Annotated in this window: 19 protein-coding genes and 1 tRNA gene; 12 read left to right on the forward strand and 8 right to left on the reverse strand. The window is 44.8% G+C overall.

Going from position 1 to position 16,808, the window contains the following annotated elements:
* Window positions 1–11: 11 nt before the first annotated feature.
* Both clpP and OVA33_RS07750 read right to left on the reverse strand, forming a co-directional pair.
* Window positions 12–608 carry an ATP-dependent Clp endopeptidase proteolytic subunit ClpP gene (clpP, locus tag OVA33_RS07745; RefSeq protein WP_003151513.1) on the reverse strand — a complete coding sequence of 199 codons (597 nt, stop codon included), beginning with the start codon at window positions 606–608 and terminating at the stop codon, window positions 12–14.
* 246 nt (window positions 609–854) lie between these two features.
* Window positions 855–1,829 (reverse strand): LacI family DNA-binding transcriptional regulator, encoded by a 975-nt coding sequence (locus tag OVA33_RS07750; RefSeq protein ID WP_015418285.1) that lies wholly within the window; start codon window positions 1,827–1,829, stop codon window positions 855–857.
* Between the two features lie 390 nt (window positions 1,830–2,219).
* Between OVA33_RS07750 and OVA33_RS07755 the strand changes: the two genes are divergently transcribed.
* From OVA33_RS07755 to OVA33_RS07765, 3 genes are all read left to right on the forward strand, one after another.
* Complete coding sequence (locus tag OVA33_RS07755; protein ID WP_115941078.1) at window positions 2,220–3,452, forward strand: MFS transporter; 1,233 nt, start codon at window positions 2,220–2,222, stop codon at window positions 3,450–3,452.
* Between the two features lie 14 nt (window positions 3,453–3,466).
* Window positions 3,467–4,936 (forward strand): glycoside hydrolase family 32 protein, encoded by a 1,470-nt coding sequence (locus OVA33_RS07760; RefSeq protein ID WP_014418948.1) that lies wholly within the window; start codon window positions 3,467–3,469, stop codon window positions 4,934–4,936.
* 207 nt (window positions 4,937–5,143) lie between these two features.
* Window positions 5,144–5,219, forward strand: a tRNA-Arg gene (locus OVA33_RS07765).
* 59 nt (window positions 5,220–5,278) lie between these two features.
* Here the strand turns inward: OVA33_RS07765 and OVA33_RS07770 are convergent.
* Both OVA33_RS07770 and OVA33_RS07775 read right to left on the reverse strand, forming a co-directional pair.
* Window positions 5,279–5,590, reverse strand: coding sequence for a hypothetical protein (locus OVA33_RS07770; RefSeq protein ID WP_128974123.1), 312 nt, complete (start codon window positions 5,588–5,590; stop codon window positions 5,279–5,281).
* 16 nt (window positions 5,591–5,606) lie between these two features.
* Window positions 5,607–7,025 carry a lipase gene (locus OVA33_RS07775; protein WP_128974122.1) on the reverse strand — a complete coding sequence of 473 codons (1,419 nt, stop codon included), beginning with the start codon at window positions 7,023–7,025 and terminating at the stop codon, window positions 5,607–5,609.
* 110 nt (window positions 7,026–7,135) lie between these two features.
* Here OVA33_RS07775 and OVA33_RS07780 point away from each other — a divergent pair, with 110 nt between their 5' ends.
* From OVA33_RS07780 to OVA33_RS07795, 4 genes are all read left to right on the forward strand, one after another.
* On the forward strand, window positions 7,136–7,423 hold the full coding sequence (locus tag OVA33_RS07780) for a DUF1433 domain-containing protein (RefSeq protein ID WP_017418857.1): 288 nt from the start codon (window positions 7,136–7,138) through the stop codon (window positions 7,421–7,423).
* A gap of 213 nt (window positions 7,424–7,636) precedes the next feature.
* The gene (locus tag OVA33_RS07785; protein WP_050556579.1) at window positions 7,637–7,921 is read left to right on the forward strand and encodes a DUF1433 domain-containing protein; all 285 of its coding nucleotides are present in this window, start codon (window positions 7,637–7,639) and stop codon (window positions 7,919–7,921) included.
* A 243-nt stretch (window positions 7,922–8,164) separates the two neighbouring features.
* Complete coding sequence (locus OVA33_RS07790; protein ID WP_079979765.1) at window positions 8,165–8,323, forward strand: DUF3237 family protein; 159 nt, start codon at window positions 8,165–8,167, stop codon at window positions 8,321–8,323.
* 21 nt (window positions 8,324–8,344) lie between these two features.
* On the forward strand, window positions 8,345–8,833 hold the full coding sequence (locus OVA33_RS07795; protein ID WP_033575180.1) for a phenolic acid decarboxylase: 489 nt from the start codon (window positions 8,345–8,347) through the stop codon (window positions 8,831–8,833).
* Between the two features lie 41 nt (window positions 8,834–8,874).
* Here the strand turns inward: OVA33_RS07795 and OVA33_RS07800 are convergent, their stop codons facing one another.
* Window positions 8,875–9,393, reverse strand: a complete 519-nt coding sequence (locus OVA33_RS07800; protein WP_031378298.1) for a spermidine/spermine N(1)-acetyltransferase — start codon at window positions 9,391–9,393, stop codon at window positions 8,875–8,877.
* A 133-nt stretch (window positions 9,394–9,526) separates the two neighbouring features.
* Here OVA33_RS07800 and OVA33_RS07805 point away from each other — a divergent pair, with 133 nt between their 5' ends.
* Both OVA33_RS07805 and OVA33_RS07810 read left to right on the forward strand, forming a co-directional pair.
* Complete coding sequence (locus OVA33_RS07805) at window positions 9,527–10,156, forward strand: YczE/YyaS/YitT family protein (protein WP_014305880.1); 630 nt, start codon at window positions 9,527–9,529, stop codon at window positions 10,154–10,156.
* 79 nt (window positions 10,157–10,235) lie between these two features.
* Window positions 10,236–10,766 (forward strand): dihydrofolate reductase family protein, encoded by a 531-nt coding sequence (locus OVA33_RS07810; protein ID WP_017418861.1) that lies wholly within the window; start codon window positions 10,236–10,238, stop codon window positions 10,764–10,766.
* 31 nt (window positions 10,767–10,797) lie between these two features.
* On the opposite strand, the gene OVA33_RS07815 is transcribed toward OVA33_RS07810, so the two are convergent.
* The 3 genes from OVA33_RS07815 to slrR all read right to left on the reverse strand — a co-directional run bounded on the left by OVA33_RS07815 (window position 10,798) and on the right by slrR (window position 13,123).
* The gene (locus OVA33_RS07815; RefSeq protein WP_063636471.1) at window positions 10,798–10,998 is read right to left on the reverse strand and encodes a hypothetical protein; all 201 of its coding nucleotides are present in this window, start codon (window positions 10,996–10,998) and stop codon (window positions 10,798–10,800) included.
* Window positions 10,999–11,138: 140 nt separating this feature from the next.
* Window positions 11,139–12,587 (reverse strand): carboxylesterase/lipase family protein, encoded by a 1,449-nt coding sequence (locus OVA33_RS07820; protein ID WP_128974121.1) that lies wholly within the window; start codon window positions 12,585–12,587, stop codon window positions 11,139–11,141.
* An 80-nt stretch (window positions 12,588–12,667) separates the two neighbouring features.
* Entirely contained in the window at window positions 12,668–13,123 is a 456-nt protein-coding gene (gene slrR / locus OVA33_RS07825) for an HTH-type transcriptional regulator SlrR (protein ID WP_017418863.1), read from the reverse strand.
* A gap of 243 nt (window positions 13,124–13,366) precedes the next feature.
* Here slrR and OVA33_RS07830 point away from each other — a divergent pair, with 243 nt between their 5' ends.
* The 3 genes from OVA33_RS07830 to OVA33_RS07840 all read left to right on the forward strand — a co-directional run bounded on the left by OVA33_RS07830 (window position 13,367) and on the right by OVA33_RS07840 (window position 16,798).
* Complete coding sequence (locus OVA33_RS07830) at window positions 13,367–14,074, forward strand: YveK family protein (RefSeq protein ID WP_017418864.1); 708 nt, start codon at window positions 13,367–13,369, stop codon at window positions 14,072–14,074.
* A gap of 5 nt (window positions 14,075–14,079) precedes the next feature.
* Window positions 14,080–14,760, forward strand: a complete 681-nt coding sequence (locus OVA33_RS07835; protein ID WP_007407393.1) for a protein tyrosine kinase EpsB — start codon at window positions 14,080–14,082, stop codon at window positions 14,758–14,760.
* 220 nt (window positions 14,761–14,980) lie between these two features.
* Entirely contained in the window at window positions 14,981–16,798 is a 1,818-nt protein-coding gene (locus OVA33_RS07840; protein WP_021495233.1) for a polysaccharide biosynthesis protein, read from the forward strand.
* Window positions 16,799–16,808 lie beyond the last annotated feature (10 nt).

The raw sequence follows: 16,808 nt of genomic DNA on the forward strand, positions 1-16,808 counted from the left end.
TTTTTTGGGCATTACTTCTGGTCTTCTGTATTGCGTGTCAGCACTTTATCGATTAAGCCGTATTCTAAGGCTTCATCAGCTGATTTGAAGTTGTCGCGGTCTGTATCGCGCTCAATGACTTCAAGCGGCTGGCCGGTACGTTCAGCAAGCACTTTGTTTAATTTGTCGCGAAGCAAGAGAATGCGTTTTGCCGCGATTTCAATTTCTGTCGCCTGTCCTTGCGCTCCGCCAAGCGGCTGGTGAATCATAACTTCACTGTTAGGAAGCGCGTAACGTTTGCCTTTTTCTCCGGCTGCAAGTAAAAATGCTCCCATAGAAGCGGCCATACCGATGCAGATCGTGGATACTTTCGGTTTAATGAACTGCATTGTATCATAGATTGCCATACCGGCAGTGATTGATCCGCCAGGGCTGTTAATGTAAATGGAAATATCTTTTTCAGGGTCTTCCGCTTCAAGGAATAAAAGCTGTGACACGATGGAGTTCGCAACGTTGTCATCAATCGCAGATCCAAGCATGATAATACGGTCCTTCAAAAGACGGGAGTAAATGTCATAAGCTCTTTCTCCGCGGTTCGTTTGTTCAATGACTGTAGGTATTAAATTCATAATGCTCCTCCTTCACCTTTTAGGTAAGTATGTATTTACATGATACATTTTTGGTCAATAAAGGTCAAACAAAACGCTGACCAAAATGCCAACCTTTTCTTCTAACACCATTTTTCCCATAAAACAAAAAGTTCAAACAGCAAAGTGGAAATGAGGATGATCAGCACCGGCGCTTGAGAAAATGATATGGCCGGAGCGCTCAAAATAGACCGCAATCGCGTCGCTACGTACGGCTGAAGGGTCTGACTACGTTGTCCGCCCTTCCAAAAGCCGTACCGGCAAATACGTTTCCAGCGGCAAATCATCAAATTCGCCTTCAATTTCTTTTGCTAAAATCTCGATGGCTGTTTTGGAAATCAATTCAATCGGCTGCTGGATGGTTGCCAAGTCCGGCAGAACCGATTGAACGGTTTCAGTGCCGTCATAACCGATCACTTTTAATTGATTCGGGATGTCTATTCCCCGTTTTTTGGCCTCGGTCATCACGGCAGCCGCCATGATATCATCGCTGGCAAAAATTCCGTCGGTGTCAGGCTGTTCATCGAATAATGTTGAAATAATGTCATGGTAATGCTGATAAAAGGGTACTTCATATGTAATAGGCTTCCGTCCGTGTTCATGCATGACGTCTTCGTATGCTTTTCTTCTGAGGTTTGCCGGTGTTTCGAGTTCAATCGGGCCGTTGATATGGACGATGTGCCGGCACCCTTTTTCAATCAGCAGTTCTGCCGCCTTTTTTCCGCCGTCATAGTTGTCTGAGCCGACGACGGGAATCGTGTCCGATAAGTAATGATCAATGGCGACAATCGGCAGATTCTGCTTGTGATCATTGAGAATTCCCCGGTTGTAAGTCACGGCGATCACGCCGTCCACTTGGTTTCTTATCAGCATCTCCAAATATTTTTCTTCCTTATCCTTTCGATGTAAACTGTTGCAAAGCAGCAGTTTGTAGCCCATGGACGTACAAATGCTTTCAATATGAAAGGCGAGTTCGCCGAAAAACGGATTGCTGGAGTTTGGGATGATAAGTCCTATTAAATTGGTTCGTTTTCGGAATAAAGAGCGGGCCAGATCGTTTGGAAAGTAATTGATTTCTTCCATCGCCTTGTACACTTTTTCTTTTGTTTTTTCGCTGATATAGCCGCGGTTATTTAATACCCGCGAAACGGTTGTAGATGAAACTCCCGCTATTTTCGCAACATCATGAATGTTAGGCTTCATTCCCGTGCCCTCCTGCTTACTGAAATGGCTTACAATTTCCGTCACGCACTTATTTTAGAGAATCAGGCTGACATGTGCAAGGACATTCCATGTTTCTGTTTTCATATAAAGAGGGCGTGTTTGGTTTGATTGAAATAATCAGAAAATTGTATGTCAACCGATTGACATATGGAACCGGTTGACATACAATTCTTTTTGAAAGCGCTTTATTCGCAGAGTGAAGGGAAGTGACGGGTATGGAGAGATGGCTGGCGGCAATAAAGTGAAAGAATCGAGCAACGGTGTAAAGTAAGCGCTTACTCAGAGCTCGCATGTATGTGATGAAAATGAAGAAGGAAGTATGCGGCTCTAAAACGGCTATTAAAAGGTCCTATTAAAGGAGCGGTGCAAATGAAAAGCTCAAAAAGTCTGTATTGGAAACTGAGTGCTTATTTCTTCTTTTTCTTTTTTACTTGGTCTTCCAGCTATTCTTTATTTGCGATTTGGTTAGGGCAGGAAATCAATTTAAACGGATCAGCGACAGGCATTATTTTTTCTGTAAACGCCGTATTTGCCCTGTGCATGCAGCCTCTTTACGGTTTTATCTCTGACAAATTGGGGCTGAAGAAAAAGATATTGTTTATGATCAGCTGTCTTCTCATATTCACGGGTCCGTTTTATATCTTCGTCTATGGGCCGCTTTTACAATACAACGTCTTTCTTGGCGCCGTTGTCGGAGGCTTATATTTGGGAGCCGCTTTTTTGGCGGGGATAGGCGCGATTGAAACGTACATTGAAAAGGTCAGCCGTAAATATGATTTCGAGTATGGAAAATCAAGAATGTGGGGCTCGCTGGGCTGGGCGGCGGCTGCATTTTTTGCAGGGCAGCTTTTCAATATCAATCCCAATATCAACTTCTGGATCGCGTCTGTTTCAGCCGTCATATTAACGGTCATCATCATGTCTGTGAAAATTGAAATGACCGATCATGAGAAAAACAGAGCGGATTCGGTCCGGTTAAAAGATGTGGGGCGGCTCTTTTTACTAAGAGATTTCTGGTTTTTTATGATGTACATTATCGGGGTGACTTGCATTTACGGCGTATATGATCAGCAGTTCCCGATCTACTATGCGTCTTTGTTTCCTTCAGTGTCGACGGGTAACCAAGTATTCGGCTATCTTAATTCATTCCAAGTGTTTTTGGAGGCCGGCATGATGTTTCTTGCGCCTTTTATCGTCAATAAGTTCGGGGCGAAAAACAGTTTGATTTTAGCGGGGTTTTTAATGGCTTTCCGCATCGTCGGGTCCGGAATTGCAGTTGAGCCTGTAGGCATTTCATCAATGAAACTCATCCACGCACTGGAATTGCCGATTATGCTGATCGCCGTTTTTAAATATTTGGCTGCCAATTTTGATACGCGTCTGTCGTCCGTCCTTTACCTCGTCGGTTTTCAATTCGCATCTCAGGCAGGCGCGTCGATTCTGTCGCCGCTTGCGGGAGGATTATATGACAGTGCGGGGTTCCGTCAAACCTATCTCATCATGGGAATCGTCGTCTTCGGTTTTACCGTCATCTCCATATTTACTTTATTGGGCCCGAAACAAAACAGCAGGCGTGTCCAGCGTCTGCAAAAAATCGGATAGAGAGGATGTTACAAATGGATAGAATTCAGCAGGCGGAAGAAGCTTTGAAGGAAGCCGAGGGTAAAGTGAAACAAAGATATCGATTGGGGTACCATATTATGCCCCGGGCGAATTGGATCAATGATCCGAACGGGCTTATTCAGTTTAAAGGAGAATACCACGTCTTTTTTCAGCATCATCCGTATGATGAGCATTGGGGGCCGATGCATTGGGGACATGTAAAAAGTAAAGATCTCATTCATTGGGAGCACCTGCCGGTTGCCTTAGCTCCGGGGGATGAATTCGACCAAAGCGGCTGTTTTTCGGGAAGCGCGGTCGATGATCATGGAAGATTGGCCCTCATCTATACAGGACATAATATAATTGATCAAGAGAAAGACCTATTCTATCAAACTCAAAATATCGCTGTCAGCCAAGATGGAACCGTGTTTGAAAAGCTTCAGGAAAACCCTGTTATTGCGGAACCGCCGGAAGACAGCGCCCGTCATTTCCGCGATCCGAAAGTATGGAAGCATCGCGATGTTTGGTATATGGTCATCGGCAACTCCTCAAAAGAAAACGTCGGACGGGTCGTTTTATACCGTTCACCTGATTTGCGTGATTGGGAATACGCGGGGGTTCTCGCCCAAAGTGACGGTAATCTCGGCTATATGTGGGAATGTCCTGATTTCTTTGAATTAGGCGGCAAGCATGTCCTGCTGATTTCGCCCCAGGGGATCGAGGCGGACGGTGATTCATATCAAAATTTACATCAAACCGGTTATTTAATCGGTGACTATCATGATGAAACAAACAAATTTACACACGGCGCTTTTAAAGAACTGGATCACGGCCATGACTTTTACGCCGTGCAAACATTATTAGATGATAAAGGACGCAGAATTGCTATCGGGTGGATGGATATGTGGGAATCTGAGATGCCGACAAAAGCGGACGGATGGTGCGGTGCACTGACTTTGCCGCGAGAACTGACTTTGCGTGATGATCATAAACTTTTGATGAATCCCGTGGAAGAAACCAAGCAGCTGCGGAAAATGGAATATCGGGAATGTGCCGGACGATCGGTTTCAGGGAGTTACTTGGCAAAGACGTCCGAAGACCTGCTTGAAGTCCGAGTCGTGTTTGATATAAACGATTCTGATGCCGAAACGGCAGGTTTTAAGATTCGCGGCCTTGACGAAGAAGAACTTGTGCTGACATACAATCTGACGGATAAAAAGCTGACACTTGATTGCACCAAGATGGGGAAAGCGAAAGACGGTGTGAGAAGGGTGCAGACGGATACAAACGGCAAGCTGGCGCTGCGTATCTTTATTGACAGATCCTCGATTGAAGTATTCGCCAATCATGGAGAAACAACGATGACAAGCCGTATCTATCCGAATGAAGGCAGATTGGGGATTGAGCTGTTTTCGGAGAAAGGCGCCGTAAAGGTTGAGGAATTCACCTATTGGACGTTAAAGGACATTTGGAAAAAAAGCTGAAATGTGCTTTTTCTGAAGTGGCTGGAAATGTACCGATCCGGGGGCAGTCCGCCTGAAATGGTTTTTTTGTGAAAATCAATGCCGTTATACGATGCAGGATTATGCTGCATGAGGAAGCTGCATAATCCTGTTGTTGCATTATCAAAAAAGAGTTGCTTTCTGTGCGTTTCTTTATTATAATATAAAGGTATCTGATTGAAAAAACGTGCGCTCGTAGCTCAGTTGGATAGAGCGGTGGTTTCCGGTACCACGTCTGTCGGGGGTTCGAATCCCTCCGAGCGCGTCTCAGTTAAGACGATAGGAAAAACCTCGCAGATGTTAAATCTGTGAGGTTTTTTTATTTTATCTTGTTTTGAAACTGTTAACGAATGTGTCTCTGTTATGTTCGGTGCCGGCAATCAGCCGCGCACTTTCACTGATCCGCTGCGCGAGAGCTTTTTGCGCCTTGCCTTCAAAGCTGTTCAATAGTGCTGAATACACTTCATATAATTCATCTTTCAACGTATCCATTTCGAATGTCGGTTTCAGCGTTCGGCGCACTGTCTCCAATTTTGTCCCCGCTGCCTGCGTTATTCCTGTTTTCAGCATCTGCCGCTGCAGCATTTTCTTCATTGGATCGTCCTTGTGTTCTAAAAGTTCGTCTAATGTCGGCATTATGTATCCACCTCTATCATCTTAACCAGTTTGCGAGCATCTGGTCTTTTTCCTGAAATTCGTCTGCTATTTTATGTAAGAATCCGCCGATCTCTTCAAGGTCTGTGATCGCTGCCTGCAAAGAATCAATAAACGCCTGCTCAGCCTGAGTGTCATAAAAAATCGGGCCTTTATCGTAAGATAGCGCAATATCTTCAATGGTATTGGTCACGTCCTGTGCTTGAAGCTGATCATACAAGCCGTGTCCGACTTGGCCGTAAAATTCCGTTTTCAGCTCGGCGATTTTTTCATCGTGTTCTTGATAGGCGTTTTGCGCTTCTTTTTTCATCGTCCGCAAATCCTCAGTCATAGCCTGCACCTTTTCAGCCAGCTTCTTTGCGTTTGTCGGCGTTACTTTTATTGTATCTGCGCTTCCGATTGCACCGGCCGGCAGAAGAGCGCCGAGGTTTTTATCAAAGACTAATTCATCTCCGTTCGGATTTGCGATAGTTCCGTTTCTGTCGAACACGAAATTTGCTTCGTTTAAGCCGTGTGTATCCGGATTTCTCAGAATGACGGTAGTGAAGAAATAAGCGAGATTTTTTCCGATCTGCTCGCTCAATTTCCCATCAAGCCGCTGCTTTCGGCTGAACTGTGAGAGAGAGGGGTTTTTCGTGTAAATCGTTGTCCCGTTGTGGCGGTCATATTCGTTCCAATAACCTGCCCCGACCATGTCGTCCGGATTGATAATTGACCGGATGTAAGGATCATATATGCCGCTGTTGATCTCTTTCTGTGTTTCTTCATCGTGCAGCTTCACGACGGAAGGACTGTTAAACGCGACGGCATACACATCATTATTCACCGCGCTGTATTCGGCCTCAGCGCCGCCGAGTGAATGGCCGGTTGTTGAAATAATCGTTGACGTTCCGGCATACTTTTTCTTTACGCTCCGTACCAGCTGATCGGCTTGGTCGATTTGCGATGTTTTCGTCATCAGCTTATACTTTCCGGTTGTGAGCATGGCGTCTTGAGAGGGCGTTCCATTGTATTTTCCGAGTGTTTTTGAGGTATCCTCCGCGTCTTTTTTCACAATATAATGTACTTCTGTTTTCGGATCATTTCCGAAAACAATATTGCCGCCGTCCGCTTTTACGCCGTCATTAATCGGGTCTTTTCCGATATCGGTTCCCGCAAAGGCGACGACCACGTTTTCAGGGTTTTTTGATTTTGTCCAGTTACCGTTGTTCTTTTCAGCTTGTGACAGAACAACCGCGTCAAGTCCGGTATCGTTGTCCGATTTTATTTGATCGACGTACCATCTGGTGGAAGATTTAAATTTTAATGGCTTTTGTGTTTCTAAGTGATTCTTAAGAGTTTCATAATCATAAGATACTTGGCTTAAATAAAAGTATTCTCGGTCACTGATATTTGTTACATTGATGTTTTTAGACATGTACAACACCCCGGAGTTGATGTAAGATTAATCTAAGAAAGGATGAGTTTATGAAGAAATACATAATTATCCTAATCTCTGTAATAATTATAGCATTAGGAGGTATTTACATGAAGTACCAACATGATAAAAAAGAAGCAGAACAAGAACTTTTTATCCAAGCGAAAAATAAAATGAAAAGCTATATAAAAGCTAATTACAAAAATATAAAGCAAATTACATACATTAACGATTATAAAATAAATCCTATGGGTGGTATTTCCGTGAAGGGGTACTTGAATGGTAATAAGGAAAAAGAATTTTTCGGGCTTTATGACAAAACGAATGATGAAATAGGAGTTTCGTCAGTCGATGCGGAAGAGAAACCTGAGTGTCAGGAAAAAGAATGTGAATACTAAAAAAGACGCTGGAATAAAGAAGTACTCTGGAATGCCGCTTATATGATCCTCTGTGGACACTGAAGAAAAATCTTAAGACGCCTAAATGCACCGGATGTCACCGACCATTTTTTCCAGTCCGCGAGCTTCATCATAACTCATGGGAGGGATGATTCTGTGAAAAAATACATTATTATCTTCATAGTTATTTTTATAGCAGCCGGAGGCTTTATAATGAAGAGTATGAATGATAAAAATGTTCAGGCTGAAGAGATAAAGATTGCTCAAGAACGAATGGAGAAATTTATCAAAGCGAATTATGAAGGCATACATAACGTTACATTTAAAGATAAATACGAAATAGATCCAATGGGCGGGATAGAGGTATTTGGCTATTACAACGGTGATACATCGAATAAATTCGATGGTATTTACGATAAGGCAAATGACAAGATCATGGGGCACTCAATAGACGCTGTAATAAAGAAAGAATGCAGAGATAAAGATTGCGATTATTAATAAAGACGCTCGTCTGGTATGAGCATACACTAAACGAAAAAGACAAGGGTTCGGCATGTGCCGCCCTTGTCTTTTTTCATTGAACATTGGAAAACATAATCAGAAACAGCTCATCATTTGACAGTCCATTTTAACAGCGTTACAATTAAACGTGTAAATAGTTACATGTTTAAATAAACATAATGTCTCGGGAGGTGATACGTCCTTGAATGAACCTTCTTTAAAAAAGTCATTTATGAGTCAGTGAACCGCATCATTGATCCCGAGCACACGTATTTCCGCACTGTGCCTGTGTTTGAAACAAGCAGCGAGGCATATCAGCATCTGCAGGACCGGCTGTTTATCGGGGCTGCGGTCCGATTGCCGGATGACATTCGGTTAGATATTTATGAAGTTCAATAATAAGATGGAGAGTGAGTCAACATGGAAAACTTTATCGGAAGCCATATGATTTACACGTATGAAAACGGCTGGGAGTATGAAATCTATATTAAAAATGATCATACGATCGACTATCGGATTCATAGCGGAATGGTAGGCGGCCGCTGGGTGCGCGACCAGGAAGTGAATATCGTCAAGCTGACAGAAGGCGTATACAAAGTGTCATGGACTGAACCGACAGGCACAGATGTTTCCTTAAACTTTATGCCGAATGAAAAACGGATGCACGGAATTATTTTCTTCCCGAAATGGGTGCATGAGCATCCGGAAATCACGGTGTGCTACCAAAATGATTACATTGACGTGATGAAAGAATCACGTGAGAAATATGAAACGTACCCGAAATATGTCGTTCCCGAGTTTGCGGATATTACGTATCTCAACAATGCGGGAATCAATAACGAAACATTGATTTCAGAAGCGCCGTACGAAGGAATGACCGATGAAATCCGTGCGGGAAAATTAAAATAAGAGAAAAAACCCGGCAGCTTGGCCGGGTTTTTTGTATCCTTTTACGACAGGGTTTTGGTCATGATAAAGTCGACTTGTTTATCATCCCCCATATAAAAAGAGTGTTCTCCGGTTTGGACAAACCCCATTTTTTGATAAAAGGCGATTGCATTTTCGTTTTTTTCCCATACGCCCAGCCAGATGTTCTTTTTATTGTGTGCTGTTGCGATTTTCACAGCTTCATTCAGCAGATATTTGCCAAGCCCGTGTTTCTGATGGCTTTTTCTTATATAAATTCTCTCAATCTCAAGAGAATCATCCCCCATTTTTTCTGACTGTGCTTCGTTCATGTTGACTTTTACATACCCCGCAAGGTCATTATGATAATAAATAAAATAAAATTGAGAAGACGGATTGGATAATTCCTTTTTCAGCTGTTCAGAGCGGAATGCATTTTCCAAATAAGCTTTCATATTTTCTGTTGAATTTTGATCCTTAAATGTATCATTGAATGTTTCAATGCTTATCTCCCGGAGCTCTGTTATATCGTTAAGGCTGCACTTTTTTAATTGAATACTCATGGTCATACAGCTCCTTTCTTCATTTATCATATCAGCTGTTTTTTTGTTGTGTTTGCAATGAAAATACCGTATAGTAAACATACCGTATTTTTGTTGTATTTGCAACATAAAATAAGAAAATGAGGACGATAAAGTGAAATATGTTTTTTATGTTTTAGGAATCATGATCTTGACCTTTGGTATTTCTGTCACGATTCAATCAGATCTTGGAACGTCTCCTTTTGATGCGCTTATTGTGGGATTATCCGTCCATGCAGGGCTTACCGTGGGAAGCTGGGAAATCATCATCGCTTTCCTGTTAATTTGCTGTAATTCAATGTTAAAAAGGCAAAGGCCGGAATTTTCAGGGATGATTACGGCGTTTATAACGGGAATCGGGATTGATATGTGGCTTTTTTTTCTGCATCGAGTCATAACGCCTGAACTATGGTACGGAAAAGCGGGCTGTTTTGCAATCGGTTTAGTTGTGATAGGGATAGGAACCGCAACCTATCTGCACACAAATTTCGCCCCGATCCCGGTTGATCGGTTAACGCTAATTGTCCGCGATTTAACCGGGAGAAGCATCTTTTTTTCAAGAACGGTCATTTACTTCATATTTTTCATACTGGCCGTGATGCTAAAAGGTCCGGTAGGCATCGGAACGTTATTAACCGTTTGTTTAGGCGGGATCATCCTTCATTTCTTTATGCCGATTACCGGAAGATGGATAGACGGCATATTAACAGCATCTCCAAAGCAGGAAGAAACGAAAACCCGGTAGCAGGGGTTTTTATCCGGTTCTATCATTTTTCATTTCATCCGCATGTTCAAGGTATAATAAAAAAGGGGGAGGGATTTTTATGAGCGGTCAAAGAAAGCTCGTTTTTTACGGAGCTGTCAGCGCAGATGGCTATCTTGCGCGGGAAAATCACTCTTTAGATTGGTTAATCGGAACTGAAGGTGAAGACGGCACCGATTATGAAGCTTTCTATGAATCTGTCGATACGATCATCATGGGCAGAAAAACATACGAAGAAATATTGGTTTTATTGCCTGAGGAATTTCCGTACAAAGGTAAAGAATGCTATGTGTTTTCGCGGACATTGACCGGGTGCACTGAACATGTGCGGTTTATTCATGAAGAGCCTGCCGATTTTATAAAAGCATTGAAACGCCAAGAAGGCAAGCGGATTTGGATTGTCGGCGGGAGTGATCTGCTGCACCCGGTTTTGGAGGAAAAACTTGTCGATGAGTTTATCATTCAGATCGCCCCCGTTCTGCTCGGCCGCGGAATTTCTTTGTTCAAACCCGGAGACCGGGAGACAGGGCTGAAGCTGACTGATGTCAGGCGCTATAAGCAATTTGCGGAGTTGCATTATGAAGTGAGATGAAATGAAGTGTATGAAAGAAACCCAGTAAAGGTTACCGGGTTTCTTTTTCATGTTTGTTTTTATGTTTTGAAATGGAGTGGGCCGGCCCGCATGAAAATCCTGCAACCATGATAACAACCCCTATCCACCTCACGGCATAGAAATCAGTGTCGCGCAGGAATATTAATGAAACTAAGGTCATAAGCGCCCCGATTATAACGGCAGCTGTGCCGATAATACTTGATTTCTCCATATAAAAACTCCTTTATGAATGTTTGGTTAACGTATTGGGTTAGAATATAACATATCAGGGTAATGCGGAAATGGATTTTCTGCGATGTCTGAAGTAAGATGAAAACGAAACGCCAAGGGAGCCGGCTCCCTTGGCGTTTTTTATGCTTGAAACAAGATGCGGCGTTTTGCTGAATCGGGATCACTTTCGACAGCGGTATCCGTGTTGAAAAGCAAAGTTTCGCGTGAATCGGTATCATATTCAGGCCAATTGAAGTGAGAGGTGTTCGGGTTTCCGGTTTTTGCAAAAGCGAGCCATGCGGATTGGATTTGTTTGGAAAGCTGTTCTGCGTCATCACCGAGCGGTTCTTGCAGCGTCTTTCTCAAAGAATCAAAGTTTCCGAACACAAACGGCAATTCCAGAGCGTGAACGGCTTTATGAAACGGCGGTGTTTCGCCATGCCAATCAAAGCGGTACATCCAGACCGGTGCGTGCTGCGACTGTCCTTGTGCGAAAGCGACAGCCGGCCGCCAGAAAATCAGATCCGTCATCATATCGATTTGTCCCTTTAATGAATGCGGATATAAATCTGCCGCTTGCTCGGTGCAGTTCTCTCCGAGGTAATAATGCAAATAATCTTGCTGCTTTTTCTCGGAATGAATGTCTGTATCAGGGGTGAAAAACAAATATGCTTCATCACGATTGGTTCCGATGATCATAGGTATGCCTTCTGCGGCCCCGTCTGCTATGGCTTTCACCGATTCCGCAGGCAATGTGGCCGGATCGATGGCGGGCTGAAACAAAAGCTGAAAAATGTTTTGATCTAGTGAGCGCCGCACTTTATCCGCAGTCTTAAGCAGGTCATTAACGGAAAGCTCCTGCAATTGATCAGTGCCGGCTTCATGAATAAATGCCGCCGCGATGTCTTTTGCCATGTCCGCCGGGATCGTATGAGAGGCGCCGCTTTCTAAAATGGCTTTATGAAACAGGCCTTTTGCGTCAGGCATTGCCATAAGGGAGGCGATGCTCATGCCGCCTGCCGATTCACCAAATATCGTGACGTTATCCGGGTCTCCTCCGAATTCGGAGATATTGTCCTTCACCCAGCGCAGCGCGGCGATCTGATCGAGCAGCCCGATATTGGAGGAATACGCGTCATGAATAGAAGACAAATGTAAAAAGCCTAACGGTCCGAGCCTGTAATTGAGTGTCACGACAATGACATCTCCGTCAGCGGCAAGGGCAGATCCGTCGTAAAGCGGTTCGCTTCCGGCACCTAAATAAAATGCCCCGCCGTGTATCCATACCATGACAGGCTTTTTTTCGCCCTCTGAATCGGGGGCGAAAACATTGAGGTAAAGGCAATCTTCAGATTGAGCCGGTATATCCCCGGAAAACGATATAGACAGCATATCATCCGGCTGCGGACAAATCGGCCCGAACGAGTCGGCATGTTTTACGCCGTCCCAAGGTGCGGGCGGCTCCGGCGCTTTAAATCTGAGCTCTCCGACGGGCGGCTTCGCGTACGGTATGCCCTTCCATGTGCGGGCACCGCGGCCGGCAGTTCCTTTCAGTGCGCCGCAGCGGGTTTGAACGGTAAGTTTTGTCATGATTTCATCCCCTTTTTTCTTTTCATTATAAACAGAGATGAAGGCATGAAGCGAATAAAAGCCCTTTCATCAGCATATCATCAGTAACGCTTCCGTTCTAAAAATGATCTGACTTCCTGAACGGACAAGCCGAGTTCTTTTGCTTCCTGCATCAGCGCTTTCCATTCTTCAATGTTGGATTCAGTCAGTTTTCTGTTACGGTAGGGTGCGGGCTCCGGGCGTTTTTCAGTCAGTTTGTTCGTAAAGGTGAACAGTTCTTCTTTCGGCATGCCCGACTGCACGGCCTGCACAAGGTGGATGCGCCACTCATCTTCCGTGTCTCCCATCTGATGCAGCATCGTTTCGGCATCAAAAAGCTCCGTCAGATCGACCTGCAGGGTGGCGGATACTTTTTTCAGAAATTGGATGGACGGATTTGAGTGAACCCCCCGTTCTATTTTGCTTAAATAAGATTTAGAGACACCTGCTTCAACTGCTAGCTGATTAATAGAGTAGCCTTTTCTTCTGCGGTATAAACGAATTATTCTTCCAATCATTGTGCTGAATTCTCCCCTGTATACTGGCATTTTTTGTTCATTATAAGAAATTTTTCGTTCTTTATAAAATTTAAAATTATAAGGTAAGTGCAGTAAATAAGAGGAAAATCATGATAATGTTCTCTAAAAAGAACCAAATGGCTTAATTTGAAATTTTCAAATTTCGACCTTTTCTTTTATAATCCAATCATTAACAGAAGGGGGCGTTTAAGCCTGATGCAATAAGGATGAGGCTGTAATTACATGAATGAGAATATGAGTTTTAAAGAATTATTTGACATTATTAAACACAGACTTTTACTGATTTTTATCATGACAGCAGTTGTAACGCTGGTGACGGGATACATCCAATTCCGGGTGGTTTCGCCCGTTTATCAGGCATCGACCCAAGTGCTCATTCATGAAACAAGCGGTGAAAAAAATTCGAATCTCAGCGACGTTCAGCTGAATCTTCATTACAACAATACGTTTCAAACGATAATGAAAAGCCCGGTTGTGCTTGAGAAAGTGAAACAGAAGCTGCATCTTTCTGAGACGGCATCCGCTTTAAAAGCAAAGATCACGACAAGCAGCGAAACCGATTCAGAGATCATTACCGTAGCGGTGCAGGACGAGAACCCGAAACAGGCCGCCGCTATAGCGAACACGCTGATGAAGACATTTAAAAAAGAAGTCCGTGACAGGATGAATATAAAAGGCGTCATTGTTTTGTCCGAGGCAAAAGCATCGGAAAGCCCGATGGTCAAGCCTTCGCGCATCAGGAATATCATGATGGCGTTCGGTGCGGCTCTCATGGCGGGTGTGACGCTTGCGTTTTTTCTCCACTTTCTTGATGAAACCGTTAAAAGCGAGCGGCAGCTCAGCGAAAAAACAGACTTGCCTGTTTTAGGGGTTGTGTATGACATCAAAAATCAGCAGACACGGTCTGATGAAAAACATTTCGGGGAGTGAGGCGTTTGGGATTCAGAAAAAAGAAATCAAGAAGGGGACTGGCTCAAATATCCGTTTTACATCACAAATCATTGGTGGCTGAACAATACCGCACCATTCGGACAAATATTGAGTTCTCCTCTGTTCAGACCCATTTGCGCTCTATTCTCGTCACTTCCTCCGTTCCGGGAGAAGGAAAGTCATTCAGCGCCGCCAACCTTGCCGCGGTATTTGCGCAGCAGGAAAAAAAGGTGCTGCTCGTCGATGCGGATTTACGAAAACCGACGATACACGAGACCTATCAGCTTGAAAATGTACAAGGCCTTACGAATGTGTTAGTCGGAAACGCTTCCCTCGGCGAAACGGTGCAAAAAACGCTGATTGATAACCTTTACGTCTTAACGAGCGGGCCGACGCCGCCGAATCCGGCTGAGCTTTTATCTTCAAAGGCGATGGGAGAGCTGATTCAGGAGATGTACAGCCGGTACAGTCTGGTTATTTTCGATTCACCTCCGCTTTTGGCGGTGGCGGACGGACAGATTTTAGCGAACCAGACAGATGGAAGCGTTCTCGTCGTCTTGAGCGGAAAAACGAAAATGGATACCGTCCAAAAGGCGAGAGACGCGCTCCAGCAGTCAAAGGCAAAGCTTTTGGGGGCGCTGCTGAATAAAAAGAAAATCAAAAAAACGGAGCACTACTCGTATTGAGCGGTGCAGGTGATGTCTCCTTACCTTTATCAACGGAGGCACTCGGCTCTGCTGTGGGCGGCGTTTTTCGCCGCCTTAGATGCTGGTCGTCGGTGGCGGGGTGTGAGGACGGGTTAAATGCCCAATTTATCTTAAGATGATGCATTGTTATCGGCTTAGCTGTTATGTCTGTTTTTACGAAAACCGTATCAGCTAAACCGATAAATGAGGAGGGGAAAGATTGACTTACCGGAGAAGACTTTCAATGATTTTTGCATTGGATACGTATCTCGTTTTACTTTCCGTTGTTATAGGATATCAATTTTTTGAGGATTCTTATCACTTTTATGACTCCGGAGCGTTGCTGCTGACTGCCGTGAGCATGCTGATCAGCCATCATGTATGCGCTTTTATGTTTCACCAGTATAAGCAGGTATGGACGTACACGGGAATAGGCGAGCTGCTTGATCTGCTGAAGGGGATCACGCTGTCCGCAGCTGTGACAGCCGCCGTCCAATACGGGGTGTTCCACACGATTTTGTTCCGGCTGTTGGCCGTCAGCTGGATGGTTCAGCTATTGTTCATCGGAGGAAGCCGGATGATTTCACGGGTGCTGAAAGAAACGATCGGCAGGAAGCAAAATGACTCTTCCCGGGCGCTGATCATCGGCGCAGGTGCGGGAGGGACGCTGCTCGTCCGTCAGCTTACCCAGAAAAACGATCTCGGAATCATGCCTGTGGCTTTTATTGATGATGATCAGACGAAGCATAAGCTCGAAATCATGGGCCTGCCCGTCATCGGCGGAAAAGAAAGCATTATGCCGGCGGTGCAGAGGCTGAGAATTCACCATATTATCATCGCCATTCCGTCTCTTTGCACCCATGAGCTTCAGACGTTATACAAAGAATGTGTGCAGACGGGCGCCCATATTAAAATCATGCCGCAATTTGATGAGATCCTGCTCGGAACGCAGGCTGCCGGACACATCAGGGATGTAAAAGCCGAAGATCTGCTCGGCAGAAAGCCGGTCACCCTTGATACGAGCAAAATTTCTGACAGCATCAAGGGAAAAACGATTCTGGTCACGGGCGCCGGCGGCTCAATCGGTTCTGAGATCTGCCGCCAGATCAGCGCGTTTCTTCCGCGGGAAATCGTCCTTCTCGGCCACGGGGAGAACAGCATTCATTCCGTACATACCGAGCTGTCCGCACGCTTCGGCAAAGAGGTGCTCTTTCACGCGGAGATCGCCGATATTCAGGACAGAGATAAAATCTTTACTTTGATGAAAAAATACGAGCCGCACGTCGTCTATCATGCGGCTGCCCATAAACATGTGCCGTTAATGGAACATAATCCGGAAGAAGCCGTTAAAAACAACATCATCGGCACGAAAAATGTCGCCGAAGCCGCCGACATGTGCGGAACGGAAACATTCGTGCTGATTTCTTCTGACAAAGCGGTCAATCCGGCCAATGTCATGGGCGCGACGAAACGGTTTGCGGAAATGGTCATCATGAACCTCGGAAAGATCAGCCGCACCAAATTCGCCGCCGTCCGTTTCGGAAATGTGCTCGGAAGCCGCGGCAGCGTCATTCCGATTTTCAAAAAGCAGATTGAAAAAGGCGGACCCGTCACCGTCACGCATCCGGCGATGACAAGATATTTTATGACGATCCCCGAAGCGTCAAGACTCGTCATTCAGGCGGGTGCGCTTGCAAAAGGGCGGCAGATTTTCGTTCTGGATATGGGAGAACCCGTCAAAATCGTCGATCTGGCAAAAAACCTGATTCATTTATCAGGCTATACGACAGAACAGATTCCCATCGAATTCTCCGGCATCCGTCCGGGAGAAAAGATGTATGAAGAATTGCTGAATCATAATGAAGTACATACGGAGCAGATTTTTCCGAAAATCCATATCGGGAAAGCGGTGGACGGGAATTGGGCCGTGCTCATCCGTTTTATGGAGGAATTCAGCCGTCTGCCTGAAGAAGAGCTGAGAAAAAGGCTGTTTGAGGCGATTGAATCAGTACATGAAGAAGCGGCCGCAGGCGTGTGATGGGAGGACA

The organism is Bacillus sp. KICET-1 (genome assembly GCF_027721405.1).
Taxonomy (GTDB): Bacteria; Bacillota; Bacilli; order Bacillales; family Bacillaceae; genus Bacillus; species Bacillus velezensis.

What these genes read in the sequence shown, in the direction of transcription:
- OVA33_RS07770 (WP_128974123.1), bottom strand. Translation starts at nt 5,590, where the DNA reads ATGCCGACATTAGACGAACTTTTAGAACACAAGGACGATCCAATGAAG.
- OVA33_RS07830 (WP_017418864.1), top strand. Translation starts at nt 13,367, where the DNA reads ATGAATGAGAATATGAGTTTTAAAGAATTATTTGACATTATTAAACAC.
- OVA33_RS07775 (WP_128974122.1), bottom strand. Translation starts at nt 7,025, where the DNA reads ATGTCTAAAAACATCAATGTAACAAATATCAGTGACCGAGAATACTTT.
- OVA33_RS07795 (WP_033575180.1), top strand. Translation starts at nt 8,345, where the DNA reads ATGGAAAACTTTATCGGAAGCCATATGATTTACACGTATGAAAACGGC.
- OVA33_RS07750 (WP_015418285.1), bottom strand. Translation starts at nt 1,829, where the DNA reads ATGAAGCCTAACATTCATGATGTTGCGAAAATAGCGGGAGTTTCATCT.
- clpP (WP_003151513.1), bottom strand. Translation starts at nt 608, where the DNA reads ATGAATTTAATACCTACAGTCATTGAACAAACGAACCGCGGAGAAAGA.
- OVA33_RS07780 (WP_017418857.1), top strand. Translation starts at nt 7,136, where the DNA reads ATGAAGTACCAACATGATAAAAAAGAAGCAGAACAAGAACTTTTTATC.
- OVA33_RS07760 (WP_014418948.1), top strand. Translation starts at nt 3,467, where the DNA reads ATGGATAGAATTCAGCAGGCGGAAGAAGCTTTGAAGGAAGCCGAGGGT.
- OVA33_RS07810 (WP_017418861.1), top strand. Translation starts at nt 10,236, where the DNA reads ATGAGCGGTCAAAGAAAGCTCGTTTTTTACGGAGCTGTCAGCGCAGAT.
- OVA33_RS07820 (WP_128974121.1), bottom strand. Translation starts at nt 12,587, where the DNA reads ATGACAAAACTTACCGTTCAAACCCGCTGCGGCGCACTGAAAGGAACT.
- slrR (WP_017418863.1), bottom strand. Translation starts at nt 13,123, where the DNA reads ATGATTGGAAGAATAATTCGTTTATACCGCAGAAGAAAAGGCTACTCT.
- OVA33_RS07815 (WP_063636471.1), bottom strand. Translation starts at nt 10,998, where the DNA reads ATGGAGAAATCAAGTATTATCGGCACAGCTGCCGTTATAATCGGGGCG.
- OVA33_RS07785 (WP_050556579.1), top strand. Translation starts at nt 7,637, where the DNA reads ATGAAGAGTATGAATGATAAAAATGTTCAGGCTGAAGAGATAAAGATT.
- OVA33_RS07755 (WP_115941078.1), top strand. Translation starts at nt 2,220, where the DNA reads ATGAAAAGCTCAAAAAGTCTGTATTGGAAACTGAGTGCTTATTTCTTC.
- OVA33_RS07800 (WP_031378298.1), bottom strand. Translation starts at nt 9,393, where the DNA reads ATGAGTATTCAATTAAAAAAGTGCAGCCTTAACGATATAACAGAGCTC.